This is a genomic window from Neptunomonas marina (assembly GCF_004005935.1).
GTDB lineage: Bacteria > Pseudomonadota > Gammaproteobacteria > Pseudomonadales > Balneatricaceae > Neptunomonas > Neptunomonas marina.
In genome coordinates this window covers 337476-351833 of the sequence record NZ_SACQ01000004.1, presented here as the reverse complement: position 1 = coordinate 351833, position 14358 = coordinate 337476, and the positions used below count along the sequence as shown (strand labels likewise).

Sequence of the window (14358 nt, the reverse complement as noted above, 5' to 3'; positions counted from 1 at the left end):
GACCCACCTGATCCCATCCCGAACTCAGAAGTGAAACGATTTAGCGCCGATGGTAGTGTGGGGTTTCCCCATGTGAGAGTAGGACATCGCCAAGCTTTTAATTAGGAAGCCCTGATCGGTAACGGTCGGGGCTTTTTATATTGTCTAGAAAAAATAAAAGATGATAGCTGCTATCTGAACTGTAAGCTGAGTTCACTCGTACTTTCAGAGCTAACCAAATTATTGTTTAATAGTCGCACATCATTTAAGGACACAAAAATGTATACAGAAGAAGATATTAGAAAACTTGCTTGGCAAAGCCGCCGCGGAATGCTGGAGCTTGATGTGCTTTTTGTACCTTTTGTAAACGAAGCTTTTCGAGACTTAAATCTCGATGACCAAAAGCGTTTTGTTGACCTGTTGGCGTGCGAAGATCAAGACCTTTTCGTATGGCTTATGGAGAGGGAAGTGCCTGAGAATCCAGACCATAAACGTATCGTGCGTATTATACTTGATCGTGTTCAACCCCATTGATGCGACTTTAAAGCCCTCCAGCTTTCTCGCTAATGCGCAAGCAGGGATACTTATAGTGGTATCCTTGCTTGTATTGTTTAGCTCTTTTGATTCGTCAATTAAATTGCGGCTCGCACTACTTCTCTGGGCTTTTAGTTACGCTTGTGTAGAACGACAACGTTATGTGCGCTTTATTTGGCACTTAGATCGTCACAAGCTAGCCCTTCACAGTGTTGAAGGGGGCTCTCAGGATATCAAACAGATCTACGCAGTAGCGCTTCGTCCATGGAGCGTAACGTTTTACTTGAAAACTGCTGAGGGAAGGCGATGTGAGCTACCTATCTACTTCGACTCAACATCCAGCCACCTTTATCGACGTATTCGAATAGCCGCACGAAGCGGCTCTTTATCTCTAGGCTCGAAACCTGCTATGTCCAATCAAAGTTGATCGGTACCAGAATTGTATCTCGTGCCTCAGCCGCAAGGTTAGGGTGATCAATCGTGTAATGTAAGCCTCTGCTCTCTTTGCGCAGTGCGGCAGACCGAATAATCAGCTCGGATACTAGTGCAAGGTTTCTTAGCTCGAGAAGGTCTTTGCTAACCTTATAGTTTGAATAATACTCGGTAATCTCTGATTGCAGCAGATCAACACGATGCTGAGCTCGTTGAAGGCGCTTCTTGCTTCTGACGATGCCGACATAGTCCCACATGAAGCGTCTTAGCTCATCCCAATTGTGTGAGATGATAACATCTTCATCCGAGTCGGTTACTTGAGACTCATCCCAAGTTGGGATCGTCAAAGAGGCCTCTAGGGCACCTAGCTCTTGATGAATAGCATCCGCTGCGGCAGTGGCATAAACAACGCATTCGAGCAGAGAGTTTGAAGCGAGGCGGTTTGCACCATGCAGGCCGGTAAACGCAGTTTCTCCTATTGCATAAAGGCCTTTAAGATCGGTTTGCCCTGCGCTATTACTTACAACTCCTCCGCATGTATAGTGGGCTGCGGGCACAACCGGTATTGGTTCTTTGGTGATATCGATCCCTAGCGCAAGACACTTTTCATAGATAGTTGGAAAGTGTTCGACTAGAAAGGACTTTGGCTTATGCGAGATATCTAGGTAAACGCAGTCGCATCCTAAGCGTTTCATTTCATGATCAATAGCTCGAGCGACGATATCACGAGGGGCTAACTCTGCGCGATCATCGAAATTCTGCATAAATCGCTCGCCGTTGGGCAGAAGTAGTTTTCCTCCCTCGCCACGTACCGCTTCCGTGATTAGAAACGAGCCTGCATCTGGGTGGTAAAGGCAGGTCGGATGAAACTGATTAAACTCCATATTTGCAACACGGCAGCCCGCACGCCAAGCCATCGCGATCCCATCGCCACTGGCTCCATCTGAGTTGCTAGTGTAAAGATATGCCTTTGATGCGCCTCCTGTTGCTAACACAACGTTCGGTGCTTGAAAGGTCTCAACATGCCCGGTCAGGGTGTTTAATACATAGGCGCCGACGCATCGGTTGTTTGCAAGTTTTAGCTTACGCCGAGTGATTAGGTCGATCGCGGTGTAGTGCTCAAATAAGGTGATGTTTGGGTGATGTTGTGCCTTATCCACAAGCGTTTCTTGAATTGCTTTTCCGGTGGCATCGGCTGCGTGAATAATTCTGCGGTGGGAGTGGCCTCCCTCTTTGGTCAAGTGGTAGAGCTCTTGTTCTTTCGTAAACGGAACGCCTTGCTCAATAAGCCAATTGATCGCGTCGGGCCCATGCTCTACGGTAAAAGCCACCGCATCTGGGTTGCTCAGGCGTCCGCCTGCAACCAGCGTATCATTTACGTGGTTATTGAAGGTGTCTTCCGGTGTCAGAACGGCAGCTACCCCTCCTTGAGCCAGCCAAGTTGACCCGCTCGTTAAGTAGCCTTTACTCAACACTGCAACGCGTGCTTTGTCCGCTAGCTTGAGCGCAGTTGTTAATCCTGCTGCGCCACTGCCAATGATCAAAACGTCATATTCGTGCGTCATATTCACTCCATTACTATTTACCCTGACCATATTATGCCCATTAACAACCTGCTGGGGCAGAAATTTCTCTTTAAATTAAGGAACTAAAGTTGAAATTCGCCATCTGAAAAACCACATAAAAAGACGGGCAAAAGCGAAATTAGAGGCTCGTCTGGCGCGAACGCTTCATAAACGCTGCTCAATGTCATATAAAAAGGTTTTGGTATTTTTAAGGATTGGTGGTGTCCAACGAGAATCAAGCAGAGATAGACCAGCATTTGGTTAAGCGAGTACAGGCCGGAGACAAGCGTGCTTTCGATCTGTTAGTGGGCAAATATCAACATAAAATCATCGGGTTGGTAAGCCGGTATGTATATGACCAACATGAAGCTATGGATATTGCTCAAGAGGCTTTTATCAAAGCATATCGTGCGCTTCCTAGGTTTCGTGGAGACAGTGCTTTTTATACATGGCTTTATCGAATCGCGATTAACACCGCGAAAAATCACCTAGTCTCGCGCAGCCGTAGGCCTCCTGATGTGGATGTAGATGCCAGTGATGCGGAATATTTTGATGGCGATAATAACGAATTAAGGGAACTCGAGAACCCTGAGAATAGTCTATTCCGTGACGAGTTAAATAATACGGTTAAGCGCGCGTTGGATCAGCTTCCAGAAGATTTGCGCGCTGCTTTGACATTGCGTGAGTTCGAAGGAATGAGCTATGAAGATATCGCGACGGTGATGGATTGTCCTGTTGGTACAGTTAGATCGCGAATTTTCCGAGCTAGGGAAGCAATTGATAAAGAGATAGCACCGTTAATCAACTGATGCTGTCCGTAAAACTGATGTGTAACTGAGGGTAAGGTAATGCACGAGGAGTCTTTTGAGTCGCTATCTGCGACGATGGATGGAGAAGCTACGCCTTTTGAAGCACGCCGCGTTGTTGAGCGTTGTGCAAACGAGCAACAGCTGGCTGACAAATGGCAACGCTACCATTTAGCTCAGCAGGCTCTTCAGGGAGCAGATGTCGCGCCAATTGCTGATCGCGGCAGCTTTGTTGCGAATATCTCTGCCGCTATTGATGCTGAGCCAGCATACCACGAGGAACAGGTAGGCGAGCTGACTAGTGAGGCGAATGAATCAACAGCTAAAACATGGTGGAAGCCGTTTGCGAGTATGGCTATGGCTGCATCTGTTACTGCCGTCGTTATCTTAGGCGGGCAAGCCTACAATGCGAATGATGGCTCTTCAAGCTCGCAGTTTCAGCAGGCCTATACGATTCCAAGCGTTCAAGGCTCTAGTGATGTGGTGCGTACACAGTATGGCGCGACCTATTCGGGTTTAAACCAAAAGAATATCAGCGTTGGATCTGAGCCCGAAGTTCTGCGCTTGTCCCAAGGCTTGAGTCGTTACATCGACCAACATCAGCATTTGCTCGAGAAAGCGGATCAGCCAGAGTGGGAAACCTTGTGGATGCCGGAAGGTTTTACTCGTGTGAAGCACGAAGTGCTGCCTTACTCTGAAGTGATGCTGTATAGCAACGGCAAGAATACGATCTCCGTTAGCGTTGAGCCACTAGGGCGCCAAGCTGCGCCAGAGGGTGTGACACAAGCGCAAAGCTATGTGGCTGTGGGTAAACGCAAATCTGACTGCTTCGTGACTGTTGTCGGCGATGTCCCACTTATGATCGCTGATCGGATTGCATCATCTGTTAAGTCTGTCCACTAAGATGATTGAAGAGACTGTTGAAGTCGTAGGCATTGAAGGAGGGCAGGTTGTAGTGAGATCTGCTCGGACTTCTGCCTGTGCCCAGTGCCATGCGAGTGCTTCTTGTGGGCAAAAGTCGGTCGCCGAGTGGGCGAGTTCTAAGTGGGTAGATGTACCAGTGATCAACCCAGACCAAAAAGCTGTTCGGATTGGCGATAAAGTCGTTGTTGGTATCGAAGAAGGCCGGTTCGTTTTAGCTTCCGCCTTGGTTTATTTGATGCCCCTCGTTCTTATGATGGCATTTGCCCTCACAGGTTTTACCGTGGGGTTAGACGAGGCTGGCTTAATAGGTTTGTCTATGGCTGGTCTTTTAGTTGGTTTTGTCATTAACCGCGTGTTGAACCAACGCGAAAGTACCTCAGCTCACCAGTACCAGCCGGTACTTCTTAGAGTTTATCAAGCAAAGTAGCTACAAGTTGTAGGGATTGAGAGCGATGAAACGTTTAATTTCCACTTTATGTGTCTCCGTCACGTTAATGTTAGCCCCAAGTGTTCAGGCTGATTTGCCAGATTTTACTGGGTTGGTGAAAGATACTGCGCCATCGGTTGTTAATATCAGTACCGTGCAAAGCGCGCCTAGTCGCGGAGGGCTTGAGTTTCGCACGCCCGATGGCGAAGAAATTCCAGAGATCTTCCGTCACTTTTTCCGTATTCCCGAGCAGTTTGGTGACGGTGGTGGGCAGCGTAAAACGCCTCAGTCGTTGGGGTCTGGCTTCGTCATCAGTTCTGATGGCTATATCTTGACGAATCACCATGTCATTAAAGGGGCTGAGCAGGTGATTGTCCGTCTAAACGATCGCCGCGAATTAGAAGCTGAAGTGGTTGGGTCTGATGAGCGCTCTGATGTTGCGCTGCTTAAAATTGATGCCAACAATTTACCGGCGGTTGATATTGGTGACTCTAGCGAGTTGGAGCAAGGCGAGTGGGTACTAGCGATTGGTTCACCGTTTGGTTTTGATCACACGGTGACTTCCGGCATCGTGAGTGCGACTGGGCGTGCGTTAGCGAACGAAAATTATGTACCTTTTATCCAGACAGATGTGGCTATCAACCCTGGTAACTCCGGCGGCCCGTTGTTTAATTTGGATGGTGAGGTCGTGGGTATAAACTCGCAAATCTATACGCGCTCAGGTGGTTTTATGGGGTTATCCTTTGCGATTCCTATCGACGTGGCTATGGGGGTTGCCGAGCAGCTAAAGTCTGATGGGTATGTGAGCCGTGGTTGGCTGGGTGTCGTTATTCAAGAAGTGAATAAAGACTTGGCTGAGTCATTCGGGCTGGATAAGCCTGCGGGTGCGCTTGTAGCGAAGGTGCTACCGAATAGCCCCGCAGAAGCTGCAGGTTTTAGAGAAGGCGATATTATCCAACGCTTCAATGGCAAACCGATTGTATTGTCCTCTGATCTACCGCATCAGGTAGGGCGCTTATCCCCAGGCTCCAAAGTGAATGTCGAGTTGGTTCGCTCTGGAGAAACTCGTCGCTTGAAAGTCGAGCTGGGGCTACTTCCTGGTACGAATGAGCAGGCAAGGGCGGAGTCCAGCGGGTCTGTTGCACCGTCGGGTAATCGTTTGAATATCGTTGTGGCAGATCTGACCGATGAGCAGAAGAACAAATGGAATGTCCGTGATGGCGTTGTGATTCAGCGCGTTATGTCGGGTGCTGGTTCTGCAGCGGGGTTAGTGTCAGGTGATGTGATCACGATGCTTAACGGCGAGCGTGTCGAGTCGGCACATCAGTTTGCCAGTTTAGTGAGAGACTTGCCGGCGAACCGATCTGTTCCGATGCGGATCGTGCGCAGGGGTAGTCCGCTGTTTATTCCGCTGCGATTGAGTAGCAAGAACTAAACGAATTTATTAACACCCCGCTCAGGGGTGTTTTTCTTTATGGTTAGATAGCCGTTACCCCCCAAATAGGCTAGAATTGCGCGTCCTTGCGTGTTGCATTTTTCCAGTTCCAACGTCGAGATTTTAATCGCTGTGAGTAACCTTAAGCATATTCGTAACTTTTCCATCATTGCCCACATTGACCATGGTAAGTCGACGTTGGCCGATCGCTTTATTCAAACTTGCGGAGGCCTATCTGATCGCGAAATGGCTGCGCAAGTACTGGACTCAATGGAACTGGAACGAGAGCGCGGCATCACCATTAAAGCGCAGAGCGTGACGCTCAACTACAAAGCCAAAGATGGTGAAACGTATCAGCTGAACTTTATCGATACACCGGGGCACGTTGACTTCTCCTATGAAGTGTCGCGTTCACTCTCTGCTTGTGAGGGTGCCTTGCTGGTTGTCGATGCAGCACAGGGTGTTGAAGCTCAGTCCGTAGCCAACTGTTATACCGCCATCGAGCAGGGTCTTGAGGTGCTGCCGGTCTTGAACAAAATGGATCTACCGCAAGCTGAACCGGATCGGGTTAGAGTCGAGATCGAAGAGGTGATTGGTATTGATGCAACGGAGGCTGTCGCGTGTTCTGCTAAGAGCGGCTTAGGTATCGAAGACGTATTAGAGTCCTTAGTTAACACGATCCCAGCGCCTGAGGGGGATGTCGATGCACCGTTGCAAGCTTTGATCATCGATTCTTGGTTCGATAACTACCTAGGTGTCGTCTCGCTGGTGCGGGTGAAAGAGGGTACGCTACGCAAAAAAGATAAGATTTTGGTGAAGTCGACGGGGCAGACCCATTTAGTTGACTCAGCGGGTATTTTCACACCTAAGCGTACCGAAACCGGTATTTTGAAAGCGGGTGAAGTGGGCTTCGTTGTGGCCGGTATCAAAGATATCCACGGAGCACCTGTTGGCGATACGCTTACGCACGCCAAAACGCCAGAGGTCGAGAGCTTACCTGGTTTCCAGAAGGTTCAGCCGCAAGTATATGCGGGGCTTTTCCCAACCAGCTCAGATGACTATGAAGACTTCCGTGAAGCGCTAGACAAGCTGACGTTGAATGATGCTTCACTGTTCTTCGAGCCAGAAACCTCTGATGCGCTTGGCTTTGGCTTCCGCTGTGGTTTCCTTGGCATGTTACACATGGAGATCATTCAAGAACGTTTAGAGCGTGAGTATGATCTGGATCTGATTACAACAGCACCAACCGTTATCTACGAGATTGAGTTAAACAACGGTGACGTCGTTTATATCGATAGCCCATCAAAACTGCCTGATCCAGCACGCATTAAAGAGATGCGCGAGCCTATTGTTCAGGCCAATATTCTGGTCCCTAACGACTATCTTGGCCAAGTCATCGGCTTGTGTGTTGAGAAGCGTGGCATCCAGAAAAATATGCAGTTTGTTGGGCAGCAGGTTCAAGTCACCTATGAGCTACCTATGGCTGAAGTTGTGCTCGACTTCTTTGATCGTTTGAAGTCGGTTAGCCGAGGCTATGCGTCATTGGAGTATAACTTCATCCGTTTCGACCCGGCATCGCTAGTACGCATGGATATTTTGATCAACAGTGATCGCGTTGATGCTCTGGCGGTGATTTTGCACCGTGATAATGCGCAATATCGTGGCCGCCTGTTGTGTGAAAAGATGAAAGAGCTTATTCCGCGTCAGATGTTCGATGTTGCTATTCAGGCGGCGCTAGGCGGTAAAGTTATTGCGCGAACAACGGTGAAAGCACTGCGTAAAAACGTGACAGCAAAATGTTACGGTGGTGATGTCAGCCGTAAGAAGAAACTGTTGCAGAAGCAAAAAGAGGGTAAGAAGCGTATGAAGCAAGTGGGTAGTGTTGAGATCCCACAAGATGCGTTCCTTGCCGTACTCAAAGTAGATAGTTAAGGAAGAACGATGAACTTCGATTTTGCATTGGTGCTTGTTGCCGGCACATTTATCACCGGTATTGCGTGGTTAGTCGATAAAGTACTATTCGAAAAAGCGCGTAACGCACGTGTCAGTGCAGCAGAGGCCGCCGCTGGCGGTGATCTGCCGACCGATGCAAAAGAAGCTGTAGCGCAAATACCATGGTGGGCTGACTTTTCCCGTTCTATGTTCCCTGTTTTGGCAGTGGTGCTAGTGGTGCGCTCTTTCTTGATCGAGCCGTTTCAGATCCCCTCTGGCTCGATGCTACCAACGCTGAAGATCGGCGATTTTATCTTGGTTAATAAGTTTCATTATGGCTTGCGGGTTCCGGTACTCAACAGCAAATTCGTTGAGATGAATGAGCCAGAGCGCGGGGATGTTGTTGTATTCAAGTTCCCGCAAAACCCATCGATCAACTTTATTAAGCGTGTTGTTGGTCTGCCGGGCGATGTGATTCGTTACCAGAACAAAACACTCTATGTGAATGGTGAAGCGCAGTCTAAAGAGCTGCTGGCGAAGCTGCCGCCACGTAATCCGCAGCAGTTGCTATTCAATGAAAGTTTGGGCGAAGTGCAGCATGAAATCTATAATGATGTACAGGCCCCTAACCGTGTAGGTCAGTGGACAGTCCCAGAAGGAAAGTACTTTGTTGTGGGTGATAACCGCGATAACAGTAACGATAGCCGCTATTGGGGCTACGTACCTGATGAGTTGCTGGTCGGTAAAGCGTTCGCTGTATGGATGCATTGGCCGGAACTACTGAGTATTCCTGATCTGACGGTGGCTAAAAAGATTCAATAAATGGAGTAGAGCGTTGTGAAGAACAGAGAAGTTGGTGCGTCGCTATTAAGCATGTTAATTGTACTCTTGATGGCAGGAACGCTGTTCGCGATTGCGTTTAAGCTGCATCAACCTTATCTTGATCATCGCACGATTGACTCTATCTTGCAGGGTATCATTCAAGAGCCCGATCAAATCAGTCAGTCGCCACGTGAGATCCGCTCTACCATCGCAAAACGTTTCCTGATTAATCAGATCGATATGTTGCCGCGTGAGTCACTGGAAATCACCAAAAAGCGTGGTGACATCACCATTAATGTTAACTATGAAGTGCGTCTGCCAATGTTTCATAACGTTGATGCAGTCGTTAGCTTTTCAGAATCCTACGAAGCTGTATTACCTTGATAAAACCTGCTCCTGACTTAGCCAAGCGTATTGGATACGCATTTAAAGATATTTCTCATTGTGAGTTAGCGTTAACCCACCGAAGCTGCGGTAAACGCAATAACGAGCGCTTAGAGTTCCTCGGTGATTCCATTGTGAATATGGTGATCGCAGATGACCTATACGAACGTTTCCCGGAAGCACGAGAGGGGCAGTTAAGCCGCCTGCGTGCGCGTATGGTTAAGGGGGAAACGCTGGCTGAAATCGCTCGGGAGCTGAAGTTAGGAGATTACCTAAAATTAGGTCCAGGTGAGCTCAAAAGCGGCGGTTTTCGACGTGACTCGATTCTGGCGGATGCCGTAGAGGCTGTGATTGGCGCCATCTATCAAGACAGTGACCTGGAGACGGTAAGAGGTTTCATTCTGAGTTGGTTCGCTGAGCGTCTAGAAAATCTTGATATTGACGAAGCGCTTAAAGATTCGAAAACGCGTTTACAAGAGTATTTGCAGTCGCGCCGCCATGCGTTGCCACAATATGAGCTTACCCACGTCGAAGGTGAGGCGCATGCGCAAACTTTTTACATTTTATGTCATATTGAGCCGTTGACTGAGCCCACCAAAGGGGTTGGGAGTAGCCGTCGTCAAGCTGAACAGGAAGCTGCAAAGGCGGCTTTAGCACTGATGGAGGTCTCGAAATGAGCGAAGATATGCAAAGTTGGTTACTGCCGAAAGAAGAAGGCGACCAAAAATGTGGCTTTGTTGCGATCGTTGGCCGCCCTAACATGGGTAAATCCACGTTGATGAATCGCATCTTAGGGCAGAAACTCAGCATTACCTCACGGAAGCCGCAAACGACCCGTCATCAGATTATGGGTATCCATACTGAGGGCGATACACAGATTATCTTTGTTGATACGCCGGGTTTGCACAAAGAGAAAGATAAGGCCTTGAACCGCTACATGAACAAGGCGGCCTCTGAGGCTCTGCGTGGCGTTGATTTGGTGCTGTTTCTAGTCGACCGCACGGCTTGGACAGAAGAGGACCAGATCGTCCTTGAAAAAGTTAAGCATGCCGCATGCCCAGTGATCTTGGTGGTCAACAAGGTAGATCAGCTAGATGATAAGTCGACGCTACTTCCGCAGCTTGAAGTGCTCTCCTCGAAAATGGCCTTTACGGATATTGTTCCGATCTCTGCGAAGTTAGGAACAAACGTTGAGCAGTTGCAGGGCTTGGTTGAAAAGCATATTCCTACCGGCTTTCACCATTTCCCAGAGGATCAGCTAACCGACAAAAGCTCTCGCTTTATGGTGGCAGAGATTGTCCGTGAAAAACTGATGCGTAACGTGGGAGATGAAGTACCTTATGGCGCTACGGTGGAGATTGAAGAATTTACCCACGACGGTCGGCTGTTAACGATTAGTGCACTTATCCTTGTTGAGAGAGATGGTCAGAAGAAGATCGTTATCGGTAACAAGGGTGACCGCATGAAGACCATTGGCCGTGATGCGCGTAAAGACATCGAGCAGCTCTTTGATTGTAAAGTGATGCTGAATCTTTGGGTAAAAGTTCGTCGCGGCTGGGCGGATGATGAGCGTGCTTTGCGTAGCCTTGGGTACAATCACGAATGACGACCAGCAGCCGAGTTCAGGCTCAAGCTGCATTTGTTCTGCATACCCGCCCTTATCTTGAAACCAGTGCTATTGTTGAGCTGTTAACGCTTGAGCATGGTCGTGTGGCCGCTGTTGCAAAAGGGATGCGCCGCCCGAGCTCTCGTTTGAAAGGCGTATTACAGCCCTTTGTGCCGTTGCAAGTGGACTGGCGTGGCAAGCAAGAGCTTAAAACGCTGGGTTCTGCAGAGCCGGTGGGAGTTAGCGGGTTGCTGTCAGGGCCTGTGCTAATGTGCGGGCTTTATGTTAATGAGCTGGTCCAGCGTTTATTGCCTCCTCTAGATCCACACCCTAAGCTCTATGTTTACTATCAGTACGTGATGAATGCGCTGCGCGGCGCCGAAGACATTGAAGGTGCGCTGAGAACTTTTGAGCATCAACTGCTTAAAGAGATCGGGTATGGCTTTGATTTACGTACAGTTACATCATCTCAACTCTATCTATTCGAGCCGTCTGAGAACCAATTCAGGGTTGTTGTGAATCCAGCAAAACCGTTATGGGGACGCTGTTTTCACGGTGATGACCTACTGGCCATTGAGCAAGATTGCTATGATACAGCAGCACAGCTTCAAGCGGCTAAGCGGCTGATGCGCTTGGCACTTGACCAGCAACTGGGCGAGCGCCCCTTGCAGAGCCGGCTTCTATTTAAAAGATCATAAAGGAAAGTACTGTGATAGATCCGAAACGATTACTGTTAGGCGTCAATATTGATCATATCGCTACCATTCGTCAGGCGCGTGGCACACGTTATCCCGACACCGTACAGGCTGCAGCGATGGCGGAAGAAGCAGGTGCTGATGGTATTACTGTTCATCTGCGTGAAGATCGCCGCCATATTCAGGATCGAGATATCTATCTACTGAGTCAGACTTTGCAAACGCGCATGAACTTTGAGATGGCCGTTACTGATGAGATGGTGGGTATCGCGTGTGATGTGAAACCGGCGCACTGCTGTTTGGTGCCGGAAAAGCGCGAGGAACTCACGACCGAAGGCGGACTTGATGTTGTGGGCCAGTTGGAGAAGGTAAAAGCGGCAACGGCGCAGTTGGCAAACGCAGGTATTGAAGTCTCTTTGTTTATCGATCCTGACCGCGCGCAAATCGATGCGACTATCGCGTGTGGCGCGCCAGTGATTGAGCTGCATACCGGCGCATATGCTGAAGCTGAAACCAGCGATGAGCAGCAAGCTGAGTTAGCGCGCATTCAAGATGCAGCTCGTTATGCGTTTGAAAAAGGACTGGTCGTGAATGCGGGGCATGGCTTGCACTATCACAATGTTGAGCCGATTGCTGAGATCCCCGAAGTGAACGAGCTGAATATCGGCCATGGGATTATCGCACGGGCGCTATTTGTGGGCCTTAAAGAGGCCGTGAGTGAAATGCGTCAGCTGATTATAGAGACTCAAACTCGTGTGCAAGCCCAGCGGGACGCCATTCGCCAATGATTGCTGGCGTTGGCACGGATATGCTGCAGATCGCGCGTGCAGCTGCAGCACTCGAACGGACGCCTAAAATATCGCAGCGTATTTTGCGCCCAGCAGAGTACGAGCAGTTTTTGCAAAAAACCGATGCGGTGCGTTTTTTCGCAAAGCGGTTCGCAGCCAAGGAAGCCATTGTCAAAGCGCTCGGTTCTGGGATTGGTAATGGGGTAGGTTGGCAGCATATTGAAATATCGCATGATGCATTGGGGCGGCCATGCGTACAGCTGTTCGATGGCGCTCAGGCTTATGCGGAGCGCGCGAATATCTCAAACATTCATCTCTCTTATACAGACGAGCAAGACTGGGTGGTTGCGTTTGCTGTTGCTGAACGCAGCAACTAACTAGTTAGCTACTTTGTTCCTTAGTTGGGTTTGCGATATCCAAAAGTGGCGCGGCATCCAACTCCTCTGCATCCATCATCGTGGCAACGCGCTGCATCGATGACAATAGCTGGGTTTTCTCCCAATCATCCAAACTCTCAAAACGTTCGATAAAGCGCTCGTGCAATAACGGGGGGGCGGTGTTGAGAATGTCACGCCCAGCTTCTGTGAGGCGGGCATTAACGATACGCCGGTCTTGTGTGCTGCGGACCCGCTCAACCAGCTGGCGATCCTCCAAACGGTTCAAGATGGTGGTAACGGTTGCTTGGCTTAACGAAACATCGCTAGAAATTTTACGTACCGTAACATCTCCCAAATTCTCAATGGCCCGTAGCACCATCACTTGTGGAATCGTTAGACCACAAGACTTTGAGATACGCTTGGATTGTAGGTCAGTTGCACGAATTATTCGCCTTAGTGCAATGAGCACATCTTGCCAGTAAGGAGCAGGCTGCATAGTGGTCTCTTGGGTTAATTATCACGTAGAACGATTCATATTCTACGAAATGATACTCACGTTGAATAGGGTAAATTAGTTTGAGTTCTAATGATTAGAGATGTAAGGTATAAGTGATAATAACTATTAATAATCAAATCTAGGAAGGTGAATTATATGAAGCGTAGTTTCGCTGTAGCGTCACTGGTATTGGTATCAAGCTTCGCGCAAGCGAATGACTGTGGAAAAGTCACTATTGCCGATATGAACTGGAGTTCTGCAAGTCTTATCGCCAATATTGACCGTTTTATCCTCGAGGAAGGCTTCGGCTGCCGTGCTGAGCTTGTACCGGGCGATACCATGCCAACAAGTACCTCAATGATCGAAAAGAATGAGCCTGATATTGCTCCGGAGATGTGGAGTAATGCGGTGAAAGAGATCCTTGATAAAGCCGTTGCTGACAAGCGCTTGCGTTATGCTGGCCACTCGCTTTCTGATGGCGGTGAGGAAGGTTTCTGGGTTCCACAGTATATGGTGGAAAAATACCCAGAGATGGCAAAGATCGACGGTGTGGTGAAACATGCCAAGCTATTTGAAAACCCTGAAGATCCAAGTACATCGGCGTTTTTCGGTTGCCCTGCAGGCTGGAACTGCCAGATATCAAGCGGCAACCTCTTTAACGCACTCAAGCTAGGCGATGCTGGTTTTGAGCTGATTGATCCAGGTTCTGGTGCGGGCCTTGCTGGCTCAATTGCAAAAGCATATGAGCGCCAAGAGCCGTGGTTTGGTTATTACTGGGCACCTACGGCTGTGCTAGGTAAGTACAAAATGGTGAAAGTTGACTTCGGTTCAGGTATCGACGAAGAGGAGTATGTGAACTGTACGACTCAAGAGACATGCCAAAACCCTAAAACCACGATGTATCCACCATCAGTAGTACAGACCGTTGTGACGGAAACGTTTGCAGCGAAGAGCCCTGCCGCGTATGGCTACCTCGCTAAGCGTGCTTTCACCAATGAGCAGATGAATACGCTACTTGCATGGATGGAAGAGAACCAAGCCGATGGCGACATCGCGATGGAGCACTTCTTGACGAACTACCGTGATACCTGGGAAAAATGGGTTTCACAAGATGTGGCTAACAAAGTGAATAGTGCGCTCGAAAATCTATAATCTC

Annotated in this window: 16 protein-coding genes and 1 rRNA gene; 15 read left to right on the top strand and 2 right to left on the bottom strand. The window is 48.9% G+C overall.

Annotated features, from left to right (window positions below; genetic code table 11):
* Both rrf and EOE65_RS10975 read left to right on the top strand, forming a co-directional pair.
* Window positions 1-95 (top strand): 5S ribosomal RNA (gene rrf, locus EOE65_RS10980); the annotation flags it as partial.
* Between the two features lie 163 nt (window positions 96-258).
* Window positions 259-513, top strand: a complete 255-nt coding sequence (locus EOE65_RS10975) for an FAD assembly factor SdhE (protein ID WP_127694357.1) — start codon at window positions 259-261, stop codon at window positions 511-513.
* Between the two features lie 407 nt (window positions 514-920).
* Here the strand turns inward: EOE65_RS10975 and nadB are convergent, their stop codons facing one another.
* Window positions 921-2510, bottom strand: coding sequence for an L-aspartate oxidase (gene nadB / locus EOE65_RS10970; RefSeq protein ID WP_127694356.1), 1590 nt, complete (start codon window positions 2508-2510; stop codon window positions 921-923).
* Between the two features lie 221 nt (window positions 2511-2731).
* Here nadB and rpoE point away from each other — a divergent pair, with 221 nt between their 5' ends.
* The 12 genes from rpoE to acpS all read left to right on the top strand — a co-directional run bounded on the left by rpoE (window position 2732) and on the right by acpS (window position 12706).
* The gene (gene rpoE / locus EOE65_RS10965; protein ID WP_127694355.1) at window positions 2732-3319 is read left to right on the top strand and encodes an RNA polymerase sigma factor RpoE; all 588 of its coding nucleotides are present in this window, start codon (window positions 2732-2734) and stop codon (window positions 3317-3319) included.
* A gap of 39 nt (window positions 3320-3358) precedes the next feature.
* Window positions 3359-4219, top strand: a complete 861-nt coding sequence (locus EOE65_RS10960; protein ID WP_127694354.1) for a MucB/RseB C-terminal domain-containing protein — start codon at window positions 3359-3361, stop codon at window positions 4217-4219.
* A 1-nt stretch (window position 4220) separates the two neighbouring features.
* Window positions 4221-4667 (top strand): SoxR reducing system RseC family protein, encoded by a 447-nt coding sequence (locus tag EOE65_RS10955; protein WP_127694353.1) that lies wholly within the window; start codon window positions 4221-4223, stop codon window positions 4665-4667.
* Window positions 4668-4692: 25 nt separating this feature from the next.
* On the top strand, window positions 4693-6102 hold the full coding sequence (locus EOE65_RS10950) for a DegQ family serine endoprotease (protein ID WP_127694352.1): 1410 nt from the start codon (window positions 4693-4695) through the stop codon (window positions 6100-6102).
* 132 nt (window positions 6103-6234) lie between these two features.
* Window positions 6235-8034: a translation elongation factor 4 gene (gene lepA / locus EOE65_RS10945; RefSeq protein ID WP_127694351.1), complete on the top strand. Its 1800-nt coding sequence runs from the start codon at window positions 6235-6237 to the stop codon at window positions 8032-8034.
* 9 nt (window positions 8035-8043) lie between these two features.
* Window positions 8044-8856: a signal peptidase I gene (lepB, locus tag EOE65_RS10940; protein WP_127694350.1), complete on the top strand. Its 813-nt coding sequence runs from the start codon at window positions 8044-8046 to the stop codon at window positions 8854-8856.
* Between the two features lie 15 nt (window positions 8857-8871).
* Window positions 8872-9240 carry a DUF4845 domain-containing protein gene (locus EOE65_RS10935; RefSeq protein ID WP_240656972.1) on the top strand — a complete coding sequence of 123 codons (369 nt, stop codon included), beginning with the start codon at window positions 8872-8874 and terminating at the stop codon, window positions 9238-9240.
* Complete coding sequence (gene rnc / locus EOE65_RS10930; protein ID WP_127694349.1) at window positions 9237-9917, top strand: ribonuclease III; 681 nt, start codon at window positions 9237-9239, stop codon at window positions 9915-9917. The genes EOE65_RS10935 and rnc overlap by 4 nt, the downstream gene beginning before the upstream one ends.
* Window positions 9914-10846 carry a GTPase Era gene (era, locus tag EOE65_RS10925; RefSeq protein WP_127694348.1) on the top strand — a complete coding sequence of 311 codons (933 nt, stop codon included), beginning with the start codon at window positions 9914-9916 and terminating at the stop codon, window positions 10844-10846. The genes rnc and era overlap by 4 nt, the downstream gene beginning before the upstream one ends.
* Entirely contained in the window at window positions 10843-11544 is a 702-nt protein-coding gene (gene recO / locus EOE65_RS10920; RefSeq protein ID WP_127694347.1) for a DNA repair protein RecO, read from the top strand. The genes era and recO overlap by 4 nt, the downstream gene beginning before the upstream one ends.
* Before the next feature lie 14 nt (window positions 11545-11558).
* Window positions 11559-12329 carry a pyridoxine 5'-phosphate synthase gene (gene pdxJ / locus EOE65_RS10915; protein WP_206052672.1) on the top strand — a complete coding sequence of 257 codons (771 nt, stop codon included), beginning with the start codon at window positions 11559-11561 and terminating at the stop codon, window positions 12327-12329.
* Window positions 12326-12706, top strand: coding sequence for a holo-ACP synthase (gene acpS / locus EOE65_RS10910; protein ID WP_127694345.1), 381 nt, complete (start codon window positions 12326-12328; stop codon window positions 12704-12706). The genes pdxJ and acpS overlap by 4 nt, the downstream gene beginning before the upstream one ends.
* Before the next feature lie 4 nt (window positions 12707-12710).
* Here the strand turns inward: acpS and EOE65_RS10905 are convergent, their stop codons facing one another.
* Entirely contained in the window at window positions 12711-13202 is a 492-nt protein-coding gene (locus EOE65_RS10905; protein WP_127694344.1) for a MarR family winged helix-turn-helix transcriptional regulator, read from the bottom strand.
* A gap of 156 nt (window positions 13203-13358) precedes the next feature.
* On the opposite strand from EOE65_RS10905, the gene EOE65_RS10900 reads away from it, so the two are divergent.
* On the top strand, window positions 13359-14354 hold the full coding sequence (locus EOE65_RS10900) for an ABC transporter substrate-binding protein (protein ID WP_127694343.1): 996 nt from the start codon (window positions 13359-13361) through the stop codon (window positions 14352-14354).
* Window positions 14355-14358 lie beyond the last annotated feature (4 nt).

Bases quoted from the DNA above. Each gene is read 5' to 3' on its own strand.
- EOE65_RS10975 (WP_127694357.1), top strand. From the start codon at position 259: ATGTATACAGAAGAAGATATTAGAAAACTTGCTTGGCAAAGCCGCCGC.
- nadB (WP_127694356.1), bottom strand. From the start codon at position 2,510: ATGACGCACGAATATGACGTTTTGATCATTGGCAGTGGCGCAGCAGGA.
- EOE65_RS10960 (WP_127694354.1), top strand. From the start codon at position 3,359: ATGCACGAGGAGTCTTTTGAGTCGCTATCTGCGACGATGGATGGAGAA.
- EOE65_RS10955 (WP_127694353.1), top strand. From the start codon at position 4,221: ATGATTGAAGAGACTGTTGAAGTCGTAGGCATTGAAGGAGGGCAGGTT.
- EOE65_RS10950 (WP_127694352.1), top strand. From the start codon at position 4,693: ATGAAACGTTTAATTTCCACTTTATGTGTCTCCGTCACGTTAATGTTA.
- lepB (WP_127694350.1), top strand. From the start codon at position 8,044: ATGAACTTCGATTTTGCATTGGTGCTTGTTGCCGGCACATTTATCACC.
- era (WP_127694348.1), top strand. From the start codon at position 9,914: ATGAGCGAAGATATGCAAAGTTGGTTACTGCCGAAAGAAGAAGGCGAC.
- recO (WP_127694347.1), top strand. From the start codon at position 10,843: ATGACGACCAGCAGCCGAGTTCAGGCTCAAGCTGCATTTGTTCTGCAT.
- acpS (WP_127694345.1), top strand. From the start codon at position 12,326: ATGATTGCTGGCGTTGGCACGGATATGCTGCAGATCGCGCGTGCAGCT.
- EOE65_RS10905 (WP_127694344.1), bottom strand. From the start codon at position 13,202: ATGCAGCCTGCTCCTTACTGGCAAGATGTGCTCATTGCACTAAGGCGA.
- EOE65_RS10900 (WP_127694343.1), top strand. From the start codon at position 13,359: ATGAAGCGTAGTTTCGCTGTAGCGTCACTGGTATTGGTATCAAGCTTC.